General features: G+C 34.7%; 13 protein-coding genes. 4 read left to right on the forward strand and 9 right to left on the reverse strand.

Annotation, left to right across the window (positions count from 1 at the left end):
* Nucleotides 1-35: 35 nt before the first annotated feature.
* The 5 genes from dinB to lpxK all read right to left on the reverse strand — a co-directional run bounded on the left by dinB (nucleotide 36) and on the right by lpxK (nucleotide 4,079).
* Entirely contained in the window at nucleotides 36-1,130 is a 1,095-nt protein-coding gene (gene dinB / locus AMQ68_RS15910; protein ID WP_054511600.1) for a DNA polymerase IV, read from the reverse strand.
* A gap of 42 nt (nucleotides 1,131-1,172) precedes the next feature.
* Complete coding sequence (locus AMQ68_RS15915) at nucleotides 1,173-1,631, reverse strand: GNAT family N-acetyltransferase (RefSeq protein WP_054511601.1); 459 nt, start codon at nucleotides 1,629-1,631, stop codon at nucleotides 1,173-1,175.
* A gap of 4 nt (nucleotides 1,632-1,635) precedes the next feature.
* Nucleotides 1,636-2,151 (reverse strand): thioredoxin family protein, encoded by a 516-nt coding sequence (locus AMQ68_RS15920; RefSeq protein WP_054511602.1) that lies wholly within the window; start codon nucleotides 2,149-2,151, stop codon nucleotides 1,636-1,638.
* Between the two features lie 103 nt (nucleotides 2,152-2,254).
* Nucleotides 2,255-3,070: a purine-nucleoside phosphorylase gene (locus tag AMQ68_RS15925; RefSeq protein WP_054511603.1), complete on the reverse strand. Its 816-nt coding sequence runs from the start codon at nucleotides 3,068-3,070 to the stop codon at nucleotides 2,255-2,257.
* Entirely contained in the window at nucleotides 3,054-4,079 is a 1,026-nt protein-coding gene (lpxK, locus tag AMQ68_RS15930; RefSeq protein ID WP_054511604.1) for a tetraacyldisaccharide 4'-kinase, read from the reverse strand. The genes AMQ68_RS15925 and lpxK overlap by 17 nt, the downstream gene beginning before the upstream one ends.
* Before the next feature lie 109 nt (nucleotides 4,080-4,188).
* On the opposite strand from lpxK, the gene truA reads away from it, so the two are divergent.
* The 3 genes from truA to AMQ68_RS15945 all read left to right on the forward strand — a co-directional run bounded on the left by truA (nucleotide 4,189) and on the right by AMQ68_RS15945 (nucleotide 7,246).
* Nucleotides 4,189-4,941, forward strand: a complete 753-nt coding sequence (truA, locus tag AMQ68_RS15935) for a tRNA pseudouridine(38-40) synthase TruA (RefSeq protein WP_241775154.1) — start codon at nucleotides 4,189-4,191, stop codon at nucleotides 4,939-4,941.
* An 18-nt stretch (nucleotides 4,942-4,959) separates the two neighbouring features.
* Nucleotides 4,960-5,298, forward strand: a complete 339-nt coding sequence (locus tag AMQ68_RS15940) for a hypothetical protein (RefSeq protein WP_054511606.1) — start codon at nucleotides 4,960-4,962, stop codon at nucleotides 5,296-5,298.
* A 187-nt stretch (nucleotides 5,299-5,485) separates the two neighbouring features.
* On the forward strand, nucleotides 5,486-7,246 hold the full coding sequence (locus AMQ68_RS15945; RefSeq protein ID WP_054511607.1) for an ABC transporter ATP-binding protein: 1,761 nt from the start codon (nucleotides 5,486-5,488) through the stop codon (nucleotides 7,244-7,246).
* 130 nt (nucleotides 7,247-7,376) lie between these two features.
* On the opposite strand, the gene AMQ68_RS15950 is transcribed toward AMQ68_RS15945, so the two are convergent.
* From AMQ68_RS15950 to AMQ68_RS15960, 3 genes are all read right to left on the reverse strand, one after another.
* The gene (locus AMQ68_RS15950; protein WP_054511608.1) at nucleotides 7,377-7,715 is read right to left on the reverse strand and encodes a hypothetical protein; all 339 of its coding nucleotides are present in this window, start codon (nucleotides 7,713-7,715) and stop codon (nucleotides 7,377-7,379) included.
* Between the two features lie 63 nt (nucleotides 7,716-7,778).
* Nucleotides 7,779-10,100, reverse strand: a complete 2,322-nt coding sequence (locus tag AMQ68_RS15955) for a DUF5686 family protein (protein ID WP_123905722.1) — start codon at nucleotides 10,098-10,100, stop codon at nucleotides 7,779-7,781.
* Between the two features lie 81 nt (nucleotides 10,101-10,181).
* Nucleotides 10,182-12,551 carry a patatin-like phospholipase family protein gene (locus tag AMQ68_RS15960; RefSeq protein ID WP_054511610.1) on the reverse strand — a complete coding sequence of 790 codons (2,370 nt, stop codon included), beginning with the start codon at nucleotides 12,549-12,551 and terminating at the stop codon, nucleotides 10,182-10,184.
* A 452-nt stretch (nucleotides 12,552-13,003) separates the two neighbouring features.
* Between AMQ68_RS15960 and AMQ68_RS15965 the strand changes: the two genes are divergently transcribed.
* On the forward strand, nucleotides 13,004-13,216 hold the full coding sequence (locus AMQ68_RS15965; protein ID WP_054511611.1) for a hypothetical protein: 213 nt from the start codon (nucleotides 13,004-13,006) through the stop codon (nucleotides 13,214-13,216).
* Between the two features lie 60 nt (nucleotides 13,217-13,276).
* Here AMQ68_RS15965 and AMQ68_RS15970 read toward each other — a convergent pair whose 3' ends face one another.
* The gene (locus AMQ68_RS15970; RefSeq protein ID WP_054511612.1) at nucleotides 13,277-14,569 is read right to left on the reverse strand and encodes an MFS transporter; all 1,293 of its coding nucleotides are present in this window, start codon (nucleotides 14,567-14,569) and stop codon (nucleotides 13,277-13,279) included.
* Between the last annotated feature and the right edge of the window lie 7 nt (nucleotides 14,570-14,576).

The raw sequence follows: 14,576 nt of genomic DNA on the forward strand, positions 1-14,576 counted from the left end.
ACTCACCTCGGTGTATGGTGATCAATAAACGATTTTTAATTTTCAAATTCTTCAAACGGTATTTTTAGTTGAATAGAGACCTGCTTTTTTTCCTCTGTATTAAGGTGAGAAAGCGATAATCCTAATAATCGAACGGCTTTGTCGAACGGGCGAAGTTCCCAAAGTTTTTTGGAGGTTTTAAAATATTCTTCGGGAGAACTGAAGTAGTCTTCTTTCGTGATACTTCTTGTAAATAATGAGAAATCTTTATATTTAATTTTTAAGGTTAAAGATCTTCCGAGAATATTATTTTTCTGTAATCTCTGATGAAGTTCTGCACTTAAACTTTCAAGCTTTTCATTGATCTGCTGTTCATCAAACAGATCTTCAAAAAATGTTCTTTCCACGGCAACGCTTTTCTGAATGCGATGAGGTTTTACTTCTGAAGTATGAATTCCACGGACAACATTGTAATAATAGCCTCCCGATTTTCCGAACAGGCCAATAAGTTCCTGCAATGTTTTTTTCTTTAGGTCTTTGCCTTTAAAAATCCCTAGCGTAAACATTTTATTGGCAGTAACTTTTCCGACGCCATAGAATTTTTCAACAGGTAATTCTTCCAAAAAGCCTTCGATTTTATCGGGGTGAATGGTTTTTTGTCCGTTCGGTTTATTAATGTCTGAGGCAACTTTAGCTAAAAATTTATTAATGGAAATTCCGGCCGAAGCGGTGAGTCCCGTTTCTTCAAATATTTTCTGACGAATCTCTTTCGCAATTTGATTGGCTGATTCTATTCCTTTTTTATTTTCGGTGACATCAAGATAGGCTTCATCTAAAGACAAAGGTTCAACCAAATCGGTATACTCATGAAATATTTCCCGAATTTTTTTTGAAACTTCTTTATACCGCGCAAAATGAGGTGGAACGAAAATCAGATGCGGACATCTTTCTTTTGCTGTTTTACTGGGCATGGCAGAGCGAACGCCGAATTTCCTGGCTTCATAGCTGGCAGCAGAAACTACGCCCCGATGTTCACCTCCTACAGCAATGGGTTTTCCTCTTAAGGCAGGATTATCATATTGCTCCACGGAAGCATAGAATGCATCCATATCAACATGAATAATTTTGCGGAGGGGAAAAGGAAAATCCATATCACAAAGATATGGATTCATTTATTTTTAACGATCGAATTATTACGCTTTCAATCTCATCTTAAGAAGTAAGGGTTCAAAACCTGCTTTTTCATAAGCTTTTACAGCAGATTCATTTTGATCATAAACATCCAGTCTGATTTCTGAGACCCCTTTGTTTTTTACCCAAGCAACAAGTGTATCTACAATTAATTGATTGACGCCTTTTCCTCGATGTTCAGGTTTTACAAACATAAAACCTAGATAAGCGTAGTCCTTGAAATTATTATAATCTTTTTCCGGCTGCTTAATCAAAGCGTATCCTGATGCAATAACCTCATTGTTTTCTTCAACAACAACTAAGTTGGCATCTGGAGAAAGAATGAGAGCGTTTAGATCATAGTAGTGAATTTCACCCTCCTTTAAAGTTTCATCAAAAGGTCTTTCCGAAGAAACGATACCCTGTTCAAATTCTAAAAGGATAGGTAAATCTTTTTCTGTGGCTTCTCTTATAATCATCATTTATCTATTTTAAAAGCTTGTCTATGGTTGTTTGAATTTCAGGATCTTCAGGAGAAATAGCATAATATTTTGCGATGGCAGATTTTTGATCAATCACCATATATCTTGGAATCCAGTTGAGGTCGATATAATTATTGAAATCATTTTTCCAACCAGAAGAGAACCAGTAATTTTCTTTGTCTTTCATTTCGAATCTTTCCAGACTTTTATCAAATCCTTCTTTTGATCGGTCTAATGAAAGAAATACAAAATCAATATTCTTATTTTTTTCTTCTAATTCCTTAGCTTTAGGAAGGGCGTTTAAACAGTCTCTACACCATCCGGCCCAGAAATCAATCACCAAAACTTTTCCTTTGTGCTGATTAAGGATTTGTTGAATGGTAACGCTTTTACCTTCTTCATTTTCCACTTTCTGTTGTAAAGCTTCTTTAGAAAATTTAGTTTTAAGAACGGTTGGGATCTTTTGAGAATATCCTAATCCGAAAATACTGATCATTAGCAATAGTAATAACTTTTTCATTTTTCAATTACATTTAATGCAAATCTAAACAATGAAACGCAATTGGAGATTGGTTTCTTATTAATTAGTAAAAATTTAAGAGATTGAGAATTTCTATAAATGCTTAGTGATACGTTTTCACTAAACCTTTTACAACCGTAATCACATTCGGCATCGCTTTATTGGCAGCATTCAGTACTTCTTCGTGAGAAACGGCCAAAGCAATATCCGGTCCGCCAAGATCGGTAATAATGGAAACACAGAAAACATCCATCCCCATGTGTTTGGCGACAATCACTTCAGGAACAGTACTCATTCCGACCATATCACCTCCGATGGCTTTGATCATTCCGTATTCTGCAGGAGTTTCAAAAGTTGGACCTTGTAACGCAACGTACACTCCCTGCTGAAATTTTATGTTGTTTTCAATACATATTTTTTCGGCAAGAGCAATCATATTTTTATTGTAAGGTTCGCTCATATCAACGAAGCGAGGACCAAAAGAATCAATATTTTTACCACGAAGCGGATGTTCAGGCATCATGTTGATATGATCTTTTACAATCACAACATCAGCAACGCTGAAATTGGGATTTACCCCACCACAAGCGTTTGAAAGAATCAAATTTTTAATGCCCAATAAATGAAAAATTCGGATAGGAAAAGTAACGGTTTCAATAGAATGACCTTCATAATAATGAAAACGGCCGCTCATCATCAATACTTTTTTGCCTTCCAGAATTCCGTAGATTAATTTTCCGCCATGACCCACAACAGTGGTTTGAGGAAAATTAGGAATGTCTTTGTATTCTAATACATGAATAGCCTCTACCTCGTCTTGAAGTTTTCCCAATCCAGATCCTAAAACAATCGCAAAATCAGGAATATCCTGAATCGTAGTTTTAATGAAATCAGCAGTTTGGTTACTTTTTTCTAACATAATCTAAGATGATTTGGTTGAATTCCTCTTTCTTATCGATCACTACATTAATAGGCCAGTAGTAAACGATGTCTCTAAGATAATCAAAGGATTTCAAACGAACATAATCTTTCTCAGTGGTTAAGATCAATTTGTATTCACCTAATTTTTTATATTCAGCAACGATTTTTTTAATATCATCATCCGTAAAGTTATGGTGATCTCTGAATTTTAAATGCTTTACTCTTTGGGAGAATTTAGCTAAATGCTCCAACAGAGGTTTTGGATTGGCAATTCCTGTAATCAACAGGATATCATAATAATTCAGGTTGTTGTCAGGAAGCATTTTTTCTTTTCCGTACACATTTTCGTCATACCCGATGGATGAAAAGAATACTTTTTGGGTACGATCCGGTCTGATTCTGGAAATGTAATATTGCTTGGTTTCTTCCGTGAGTTCATCAGGACATTTGCTGACCATAATGATGTCTGCTCTTTTATAACCAATTCTGGACTCTCTTAAATCTCCTGCAGGAAGTAAATGATCTCTAAAGAAGGGATCATTGAAATCGGTCATTAAAATCTGGAATCCGGGCTTAATGGCTCTGTGCTGAAAGGCATCATCCAACACCAGCACGTCTAAGTCCATATCTTCAATAACTTTCTTGGCTCCGGGCACTCTTTCTTCAGAAACAGCGATCACAAAACGGTTTTTGAAACGTTCAAATAATTGCATCGCTTCATCGCCCACGGTTTTATAATTACTTTCGTAATTCGTTACATCATACCCTTTTGTGAGTCTTCCGTAACCACGCGAAAGCACACCCGTTCTGTAATGTTTAGACAGATATTGTGCAAGATACATCACCATGGGTGATTTTCCGCTTCCGCCCACAGAAAGGTTACCGACATTAATTATCGGAGTTTTGAATTTCGTAGATTTTAAAATTCCCAGATCATACATTGTGTTTCGGATACCCGTTACCATATGATAGCCGAGGGAAAAAGGATAGAGGTACCATCTTTTCATACGCTTACAAAAATAGGAATTTTCAAAATTAATTGGCTTATTATTAACAATGATTTTTCAATATTTATTTTAAAAAATGAGCTCATGATTATTATAATTTAAAGTATTTTTGTATCGTTATTTTATTACATTGAGGTATTTTATAGAGTTTTCCTATAGCGGTAAAAATTATTTTGGTTATCAGATCCAACCGAATGCTATATCGGTGCAAGAGGAATTGGAAAAAGCACTTTCCACGATTTTAAGAGAAAAAATTAAAACTACTGGCGCAGGGCGAACAGATACGGGCGTTCATGCCAAGAAAATCTATGCGCATTTTGATACGGAGCAGGTGATTAGTGATCAGCTTTCTCATAGGCTTAATGGTTTTCTTCCGGCGGATATTTCCATCAAAAGAATTTTTGAGGTAAGAGACAATTTTCATGCACGTTTTGATGCTACTTTCAGAACATATGAATATTATATTTCCATGGAGAAGAATCCGTTTACCCAAGATTCTGCTTGGCAACATTGGAGAAAGCCTTTAGATATTGATAAAATGAATGAAGCCTGCAAAATTTTATTTGAGTATGAAGACTTCACCAGTTTTGCGAAACTCCATACCGACAATAAAACCAATCTTTGTAAAATGTACAAAGCAGAGTGGGAACAAAACGGAACGGAATTGAAATTCACAGTTTCTGCCAATCGTTTTCTTCGAAATATGGTACGTGCTATTGTTGGAACCATGGTTGAAGTAGGTTCAGGGAAGATAAAACCTGAAGATCTGCGCAAGGTCATAGAAAATAAAAACCGAAATTCTGCCGGAACTTCAGCACCTGCACAAGGCTTGTTTTTGGTGGATGTGGGGTATGAATTTTAAATAAAAACTAAAAACATTATGATGTCAATTTTTATACTTATTGGAGCTTACAGATATTATGCAGGTCTTGCGGAAAGGTTTGGGAAAACAAAATGGCATTTCGGACTTTTAGCTATTGGTATTTATCTTGGATTTCAGATTTTGTTTCTTTGTTGTTATAGAGTTTATGAATTACTTACAAATCCTGAAAGTTTGAATAATAATTATGGAGGTTTTACATTGGTTAATCTTATAAGTTGGTTACTTGCTATTGGTGTTGTGTATGCATTTCATACCTATCTTGAAAAGAAATTTATGAAGGAAATTATAAAAAAACCTTCTTTAGAAATAGAAGAGATCGGAAATAGAGGATTATAATAAATGATAGTGGCTGAGATTGATTTTTAAGATATTAATTTTTATAAAAACCAAAAATCATCTATAGCATAAATAACAGCTATCTGATATTTTCTATGAGTATTTGATGAAGTTGTAAAGGCAGAGAAATTTTAAAGTCTTATTTTTGCAAAAGAATTTTATTTAATTCCTTTCTTCAATTCGTACAATGAAAAAACAAGATACCTGGGAAATTATCAAAAGATTATTCTTCATCGGGATGAAATTCCGTTCGTGGTTTATCATAACGTTGGTGATTTCTATATTTCTTTCTATCGTTTCTACTTACAGGCCATACCTTACTATGCAGGTAGTAGATAACGATATTACCAAACTTCACGATAAGGCTTTGATGATGAAGCATATCTATATTTTAGTAGGTTTGGTTTTTGCAGAAACAGTTTTAAACTTTTTCTTAGTCTATTTCTCCAATTATATTTCTCAGAACGTTATCAGAGATATCAGAGAAAGGTTATATGCTAAACTGATCTATTTTAGAACTTCATTTTTTGATAAAACCCCGATCGGACAACTTGTAACCCGTGCTGTTGGAGATGTGGAAACTATTGCAACCGTTTATACAGACGGTTTCCTGATGGTTTTCGGAGATATTTTGAGAATCGTTTTTGTATTGGTGATGATGTTCAGTACCAATGTTCATTTGAGTTATATCACGCTGGCTATTTTACCTTTGATGGTTTTAATTACAAGATTCTTCCAAAAAAGATTGAAGAAAGCGTTTGGTGATGAAAGAAACTGGACTTCGAATCAAAACTCTTTTGTGCAGGAAAGACTGGCGGGAATGCCAATTATTCAAGTATTTAACAGACAGCAAGCTGAATATAAAAAGTTTGATGATATTAATATTACCCTGAAAGGAGCGTTATTGAGAACCGTTTTTATTTTCTCACTGTTCTTTCCTGTGGTTGAACTTATTTCCTCACTTTTCATTGGGTTTATCCTGTTTTATGGAGGGTACATCACGATTAGTGCCGGGGTGGTTATTGCGTTTATTCAATATATTTCGATGTTGATTCGTCCTTTAAGACAGATTGCAGACCGTTTTAATAATATCCAACGTGGGATTGTAGGCGCTGAAAGAGTATTGGGAGTGATGGATGAAGACTACGCGATGCCAAACAACGGGAAAGTAGAGAAAGATCATTTTGATGGTAAAATTGAATTCAAAGATGTTCGTTTTGCGTACGATGAAAAACAGGAAGTTCTTAAAGGCATTGATTTTAAAGTAAATCCCGGAGAAACGGTAGCCATTGTTGGAGCAACAGGCGCAGGGAAATCTACCATTATCAGCTTGATCACAAGATTGTATGATATTAATTCCGGAGAGATCTTTATTGATGATGTGGAACTTAAAGATTACGAATTATATAATTTAAGAAGTCATATCGGAGTGGTATTGCAGGATGTTTTCTTATTCCACGGAAGTATTTTTGAAAACCTTGCTTTTGGGGATGATACCATTACGTTAGAAAAAATAAAAGCAGGCGCCAAAGAAATTGAAGTGGATGATTTTATTGAAAGCCTTCCTGGCGGATACGAGTACGTGGTGAGCGAAAGAGGTTCGTCTATTTCCTTAGGACAAAGACAATTATTATCTTTCCTGAGAGCGTATTTATCTGATCCTAAAATTTTAATTCTGGATGAAGCAACTTCTTCTATTGACCACGAAAGTGAAAAACTCATTCAGAGAGCAACAGAGAAAATTACTAAAAACAGAACTTCTATTATTATTGCCCACAGACTGTCAACCATTGAAAAAGCTGATAAAATTATCGTAATGGAACATGGTAAGATTGTGGAAGAAGGCAAGCACCTTGAATTATTAGATAAAAACGGATATTATTCTACCCTTTATAAAGCTCAACTGAGACATGAAGTAGAGGAGAGTGAGACGGTTCAAAATAATTAAACTAAAATAATTGATTGGTTTAAAAATCAAAAAGATACTTTTTAAAAGTATCTTTTTTTATGCTGAATAAAAATCAAAAAGATTTTAAAGTATCTTTTTTTATGCTGAATAGTTGCTGAATAAACTGATTTTATAATCCGTAAGGGATAATTCCTAGGTCTTTTTTCCAGGCTTCACCATATTTCTGGGTTAGGTCTTTTGCTAATGCTAAATTATTTTTTTCTGCCTGTTTCGAAAGGGTGGGGCTGATCACGCAGTTTTGATAGACCACATCTACGTTATATTTTTTTCGGAAGTCTTGGTGGTTTTTAGACATGATCCCAAATTGAATAAAATGAGGGAGAACTTCTACTGGTCTTTTTCCATTCTTATCTTTAATCGTAACTTTTACCTCATCGCTCTTCTGTGCAAAACTTACCCCTGAGAAGGATAGCATGATCATTAAAAGAAATAATTTTGAGTTTTTCATTGGCTTTATTTTTTATAATAGATGGGAAAATAGATATAAAGTTAAATAACCAAATCAGCTTATTTAAAACCCAGGTGAAAAACCAAATCTTACTCCAAAGTTCGGTGGCGTGATTCCAAATACTTCATCAACCTTACTTCTCCAAATGAAATCTACTCTGAACGGACGTATATTTCCGTAGCCAATATTTTCAATTCCAAAACCGTATTCACTATACATTTTATTGGGTGCAGTATACATGATGGACGATCTGTTGATATCGATATTATTTTGGGAGATACTTCCATAAGCAAATCGATAAAAAATAAAACTTCTCAGCTTGAGTTTATTGAGCAAAGGAATTCTATTTAAAATAAATCCATTAAAATGATGTTCCAGATTTCCCATAATATAAGTGTCCGTAACAAAATTATAATAGTTGAGGAGTGAGAACGTTTTAGAAACTACAGATATACTCTGATTGGCAGGCACCGGACTTAAGAGAGAAATAGGTACCGTATTAAATATTTTCCCCATCTCTACAGAAGCGTTTAAAAGACCGAAATTACTTAAAAAGAAGTTTTTCTCAACAGAGAGCTGCAGTTTGTTGTAATCGAAATCACTATTCAATATGCCTTTATATCCTTTGGTATATTTCAGCATGATTGTCGTGAAAGGTAGTTTTCCAAATTTTTGCTCTGCGCCATATCCGTATACATTTCTGCCCGGCGTATAAATTAGGGTCATGTTCGTTGTGAAGTCCGTAAGCTTATTATGAATCTCAGTGGTGTTAGGAAGAACATAATCCATTGAGAAAGCATTGGAATCTGCTGATTGTATTTGTTGATGCACTCCGGAAATATTTAAATGCAAATTTTTATCGAATGCCAAATCAAAATTAACGGCATTTCTCATCACATTCGAAAGATCGTAATTTTTACCACGGGTAATAAATGAGGTTTTATTTCTTGGTAACAAGTCATTTGGATCCAGTAATTTACCCGATAATTGTAAATTATCTCTAAGGTGAGAGGCGCCGATAACAATTCTGGGTTGCGAGCTTAGTAAATAAATTCCCTCCACCCCATATTTAAATTTATGATCTCTATTTCCGTATGCTCCGTAAAAGGTTAGTCTGAATTTATCATCTTCGGTCATAAAAGTCCTGAATCCCATACGCAGTCGAAGGCCTTCAACATCATTATTAGAAACTGTATTCCATATTGATCCGGCCTGTAATCCTTTAAAAAGATCTAGATATCCTGTAGAAAAAACATTCACGACACTGGTAATTCCATGTACTCTTGCATTCGATTTTAATCCTCTTATGAGTTGCAATGTTTCCTGAGTATTTTTGCTTAGTTCTATATGTTTTTGCCAGTATTCATCATTCTTTTCGAATTGATCTGAACGCGTTTGAACTATTTTTTCTTTATAAAAAGAGGGCTCTTTAGGCTGGTTGAGCTGGTATTCGTATTCATTAACTTCCTTTTTTACATACGCTCCCGTTTCGTCTTTTCTCTTGGAAAGGAGTGTGAAATTTCCTTCATATATACTTTTCTCGGGAAGGTAAACTCCATCATTTGTTTCCGAATAATATTTTTCAATAGACAGATCACGAACCAGACTCATGTTGATCTGTTTGGTGGTCTTCATCAGAATCTCTGTTATGGCAAAGGCTTTATCTACAACATTAAAATGCCCTTGAAATAAAAGGTCTTCCGGGTTTTTTGGAAAAAAATGGATGGTATACATTTTCTGATCTCCTTCGCTGATGGAATCTTTTAATATATAATTGTAAACTCCGTATCCTCTGGAAGAGAGCGGACTTACAAAAGTTTTATCTAAAATTTTAATATCATCCTCATACGGATTAACAGTGGTGAAAGTCTGGCTGAATCTTTCGACCCCAAATCCTCTTCCCACTTCATTTAAACCCGATTTTCTTTCTCCTTCTATATCTGTTCTTTCCTCACCTTTGTGCCCATAGATTCTTTCACTCAATTCGTTGAGGAATATAGGAATAGTGATTTTCTCCTCTGTCTGATCTCCTTCTCTGGATGCTTTACGCAGGGTAGCATAATCATTTCCTAAGATCTTTTTTGCAACGGTACTGTCGATATTATTTAATCCTATGTTGACGGAGGTGTACTTTCTGTAGTCGTAAAAGTCTAAAGACTGGATGTTATTCCTTTCTTTATTTTTCCAGATTCCCTGTAATATTTTATAGGCAGGATTTTCTTTTTTAGACAAGCTTTTTTTTGGCTTTCCTGTGATTCTAATTTCCTGTAAATCTTTTTGCTTTGTTTTCCGATCATCATTTCCTATTTCTTTTATCTTCGTCTGGGCATGAAATAAGAGGATAAGAAAGGTGAAAAGAAAACCTATTTTATATTTTTTCATCATGTATAAAAAGGGGTGTAAAATTGCGTGTGATGCAATTGTTTACTGTAATAAATTGTTGATAATTATATGTTTGTGTTTTTATTAAAATTTGAAACCGATACTAAAATAGACTCTCCAAAAATTAATTGCATCATTTTTAGACACATTGATATTAATGGGACCTAAGATTGATTCGTATCCAAGGTTAAGCCCGTATCCTAAGATGTCGTCTCCGTTTTTAAAAGAGGAAAGTTCATCACTTACTCTCCCATAGTGAAAAGATGGCGTAAGATAAAGGTGTTTATAGACTTTATATTGTACATCCAGCCCTACTTTAGCAAATGAATTTATCAGAAGTTCTTTTTGTCTGAATCCGTTAAACTCGGGGTTAAGACCACTAAAATTATATTCACTGCCGCCAAGATTATATTTTTGATTGAAAAAGAGATATGGAATTTGGTCTTGGTTTTCACCTTGGTTTCTCGAGGAGAAGAAGGTACCTAGAAATGCATTGGCTTTTACGGAAAGTTTTTTGGTAACTGGAAATACAAAATTTTCATTAACGACCAGGCTTATCATATTTTTTGGTCTGAAATAATAAGAATCACTAGGATTCAAGTACTCGTACAATGCAGGTTGCACTTTCTCTAGATCATACAGATTGTATTGATGCCCAAAATAATATTTAGATAAAATTTGCAGATTATTACCTGATGTTGGATAGTATTTTTCGTTTAAATTGTTTTGATTGAATTTAAAAACCAAATCAAAATTATTATGTTGATATACTTTTCTGTCATTAGTCCCTGATAGTATTTGACCTATTCTGTCTATTGAACGGTTGATTCTTTCGGTATTATATTCTACCCCTATTGAAGCCATAGCATTGGGTGTGAAGGTATAATTAATGGCTGTATTTACATTGGTATTTCTGTAAATATAATCTGAGATGCGGGCATTATCTATTTCGTTACTATAATAATTATTAAATCGAAGGACAAAATCATTACTTTTCAGGTGAGAGGTCGTTGCTTCCGCGCTGATCCACCAACGGAAATCATTATCCAGAAATTTCTGAAACTGCACACGTCCTTTGAATCGTTCAGAAATATCCAACGTCGCTAAGGCACGAAATTTATGTTCAATGCTTCGGTACGTATAGTTAACGATAATACCAACAGACTGCTCCGTATCATAATGAAGCGCAAGTTTTAGCGCACTGTTTTTTACTCTTTTAACGAAGATATTCATAATGAGTCCGTCTCCGGCATCTGTATAAGTATAGTACACCTTTTCGTATTGTCTCATGCCAAAGATCCTGTCAATGGCTTCATTGGCACTTTTAGCATCATAGTATTCACCTTCTTTTAATCTCATAAGGTCTTTGATACTTTTAATTTCGGATGGGTTAGTAAGAGGCGTCCCATTATCTTCACTATAGGTAAATTGTAGGGTAGGCTTCTTTACCTCCTGAATCATTTTGTGTTCGTAAATGATTCCCAACCTACGTTGTTCATTAGCCAAGGCAATGAATTCGGGAAGGTGTTTTTTTGCTTCAGCTTCTCCGATTTTAATAATTTCTTTATAGTTTTTAAAATCTTTTGTCGTGTACTTATTAAGAGGGCTTACAAAATCTACTAAAATATCAGACATTTTCTTTTGCTCATTAAAATCCTGAACAGACCGAAAAGCATGCGTTTGATAGATCATTTTCATAGGATTTTCAATCTCTTTTTTGGTGAAAAGTCTAAATCCTGTATAGCCGCCCACAATATAGTCGGCTCCCATATCTTTTACTTCTTTTACAGGGAAATTTCTATCCAGACCGCCGTCTACCAATAATTTTCCGTCAATATATACCGGAGCAAAAGCTGCAGGTATGGCAAGAGTAGCACGTATGGCCAATGCTAATGATCCTTTTTTCTGCATCACAAGCCCTCCGTTGATAATATCAGATGAGGTAAGCTCCACAGGAATAGGAAGCTTGCTGAAATCATTGATGTGTTTAGCGGGGAAGGTGAGGGTGTTCAATACTTCAGACATATATTGTCCTTCTATATAGGAACCCGGCAAGGAGGGTAATCCATTGGTTATTGGGAACTCTATAATGTATTTGTTGTATTCATCTTTTTCACTGATGTTTACTTTATTGTAGGGAATCTTATTGCTTAAAACTCTTTTCCATTTGGTATTGTATACTACTTCTTTTAGGCTGTCTCCGCTATATCCCATGGCATATAGTCCGCCTAAGATGCCCCCCATACTGGTTCCGGTAATATAATCTACTTTTATTCCCAAAGAATCTATCATTTTTAGAATTCCTATATGGGCAAAGCCTTTGGCACCACCTCCACTTAAGGCAAGTCCGAATTTGGTATCCTTTGTAATGATTTTTTTTGTTTGTAAAGAATCTTGCGCCGAAAATACAGTAAATGTGAAAAGAAAAGTGAAATAAAGAATGAATTTTTTCATCAATTAGGTTTGCGCAAATTTAATGAAAGTTATGAAATTTAAAAACAAATTAGTTTATTTTTTAGTTAAATATTGTTTGTAAGTTATTTGTTTTCAGGGCTTCAGTGTTTTGCTCTGTTTTCAATGATATGTAGATTATTTTCCTCGAATAAATTAGAATAAATAAAAATTGTATCCTAATAAATAATCTTTTAGAGAAATATTTTAGTTCTGAGGAAAAGTGTTTTGATGTCAATTTGTTTACTGTTTATTAATAATTTGTTAACAATTAATTAATAACTAGATAGTTAGGTATAGTTTTTGCATCTTATTGAAATAATAAAAAAAATGTGAATACCCAACGTTTGTATTGAAATATTCACTAAATTTATTAAATATTTAAGCTTAGCCTATAAAAAGTAGGGGATGTTTAATATAAAGTTATAATTTTTTAATTAAATCCAAAAATATAGATGAATAATATCCAAGAAGAGTTCCAGGTCTTTAGAGACGAGTTAAGAAAATTGAATATCGAAGTACAGAAAGTAGTAAAGGTAGGTAACGGAAGTATGGACTTTCATGAAGTTTTTTACAAATCCCCAAGATATGAGGATGTGAAAACGATTTATGTTCAACGTCACCACCTGGATGAACTTATTGTAAAATTTAGACAGGCTTATCCTTAAAAATATAAAACGCGGCTCAGAAAATCTGAATCGCGTTTTTTTGATAGAAAATTCAATGTGTTAGTCTTCATTTAATTTTGAAGTTTCTTTGGTGTCTTTCATTCTCACATACACCAGTAAAGAAAAGAGTATGCATACGGTAATATACCAATAGAAGTAATGCTCAATTCCTAATTTTTTCAACCATAGTGCGATATATTCTGCACTTCCTCCAAATATCGCTACTGTTAAAGCGTACGGTAATCCCACGCCTAAAGCACGTACTTCAGAAGGGAAAAGTTCAGCCTTTACAATGGCATTAATAGAAGTGTAGCCACTTACGATAATTAAGGCTGCCATAATCAGGAAAAAAGCCGTCCACATAGAAGTTGTATGGCTTAACGCGGTAAGTAAAGGTACCGTACACACTGTTCCCAGAATTCCAAACCCTAAAAGCAAAGGTCTTCTTCCGATTCTATCAGATAATCCTCCAAAAACAGGTTGCAGACAAGCAAATATAAATAAGGAAACAAATGAAATGAGGGTAGATTGTTCTTTGGTAAGATGAACAGTATTGATCAGGAACTTTTGCATGTAAGTGGTGTAGGTATAAAATGCCAACGTTCCACCTAATGTTAATCCTACGACCGTTAATAAAGCTTTTGGATGTTTTAAAAGTTCTGAGATGCTTCCTTTTTTCTTATCGTTAATCTCTTTTTTATTCTCAAAAGCTTCGGTTTCATGAAGGTTGGCTCTTAAATATAAGGCAATCACAGATAAAATAGCTCCAATAACGAAAGGGATTCTCCAGCCCCAATCTTCGAGTTGAGCCTCTGTTAATAATAATTTTTGTAAAATCAATTGAATTCCTAAGGCGATTAATTGACCTCCAATCAACGTTACATATTGGAAACTTGAATAAAACCCTCTTCGGTCTTCTGTTGCCATTTCGCTGAGGTAAGTTGCCGAAACACCGTATTCGCCTCCAACACTTAATCCTTGTAATAGTCTTGCAATAAGAAGCAGGGCAGGTGCTAAAATACCTATTGTTTTATAGGTGGGCGTTAATGCAATGAGCAAAGAACCAAATGACATCAGTAAAACAGAAAGGGTCATAGCTCTTTTTCTTCCGATCTTATCGGCGATACTTCCGAACATCCATCCTCCGATGGGACGCATTAAAAAGCCAACGGCAAAGATTCCTGCCGTATTCATTAATTGAGCATTAAGATCTGAATCCGGAAAAAACGAATTGGAAAAATAAATAGCGAAGGCTGCATACGCGTACCAATCGTACCATTCTACGAGATTTCCTATGGAACCTCCAATGATGGCTTTTATTCGTTGGGCAGTTGTAATTTGAGTAGTATTCATATGGGTA

Origin of the sequence: Chryseobacterium sp. ERMR1:04 (genome assembly GCF_001297705.1) — a bacterium.
Lineage (GTDB): Bacteria > Bacteroidota > Bacteroidia > Flavobacteriales > Weeksellaceae > Chryseobacterium.

What these genes read in the sequence shown, in the direction of transcription:
- AMQ68_RS15915 (WP_054511601.1), bottom strand. Translation starts at nt 1,631, where the DNA reads ATGATGATTATAAGAGAAGCCACAGAAAAAGATTTACCTATCCTTTTA.
- AMQ68_RS15955 (WP_123905722.1), bottom strand. Translation starts at nt 10,100, where the DNA reads ATGATGAAAAAATATAAAATAGGTTTTCTTTTCACCTTTCTTATCCTC.
- AMQ68_RS15970 (WP_054511612.1), bottom strand. Translation starts at nt 14,569, where the DNA reads ATGAATACTACTCAAATTACAACTGCCCAACGAATAAAAGCCATCATT.
- AMQ68_RS15925 (WP_054511603.1), bottom strand. Translation starts at nt 3,070, where the DNA reads ATGTTAGAAAAAAGTAACCAAACTGCTGATTTCATTAAAACTACGATT.
- AMQ68_RS15940 (WP_054511606.1), top strand. Translation starts at nt 4,960, where the DNA reads ATGATGTCAATTTTTATACTTATTGGAGCTTACAGATATTATGCAGGT.
- AMQ68_RS15960 (WP_054511610.1), bottom strand. Translation starts at nt 12,551, where the DNA reads ATGAAAAAATTCATTCTTTATTTCACTTTTCTTTTCACATTTACTGTA.
- AMQ68_RS15950 (WP_054511608.1), bottom strand. Translation starts at nt 7,715, where the DNA reads ATGAAAAACTCAAAATTATTTCTTTTAATGATCATGCTATCCTTCTCA.
- AMQ68_RS15945 (WP_054511607.1), top strand. Translation starts at nt 5,486, where the DNA reads ATGAAAAAACAAGATACCTGGGAAATTATCAAAAGATTATTCTTCATC.
- lpxK (WP_054511604.1), bottom strand. Translation starts at nt 4,079, where the DNA reads ATGAAAAGATGGTACCTCTATCCTTTTTCCCTCGGCTATCATATGGTA.
- AMQ68_RS15920 (WP_054511602.1), bottom strand. Translation starts at nt 2,151, where the DNA reads ATGAAAAAGTTATTACTATTGCTAATGATCAGTATTTTCGGATTAGGA.
- AMQ68_RS15965 (WP_054511611.1), top strand. Translation starts at nt 13,004, where the DNA reads ATGAATAATATCCAAGAAGAGTTCCAGGTCTTTAGAGACGAGTTAAGA.
- dinB (WP_054511600.1), bottom strand. Translation starts at nt 1,130, where the DNA reads ATGGATTTTCCTTTTCCCCTCCGCAAAATTATTCATGTTGATATGGAT.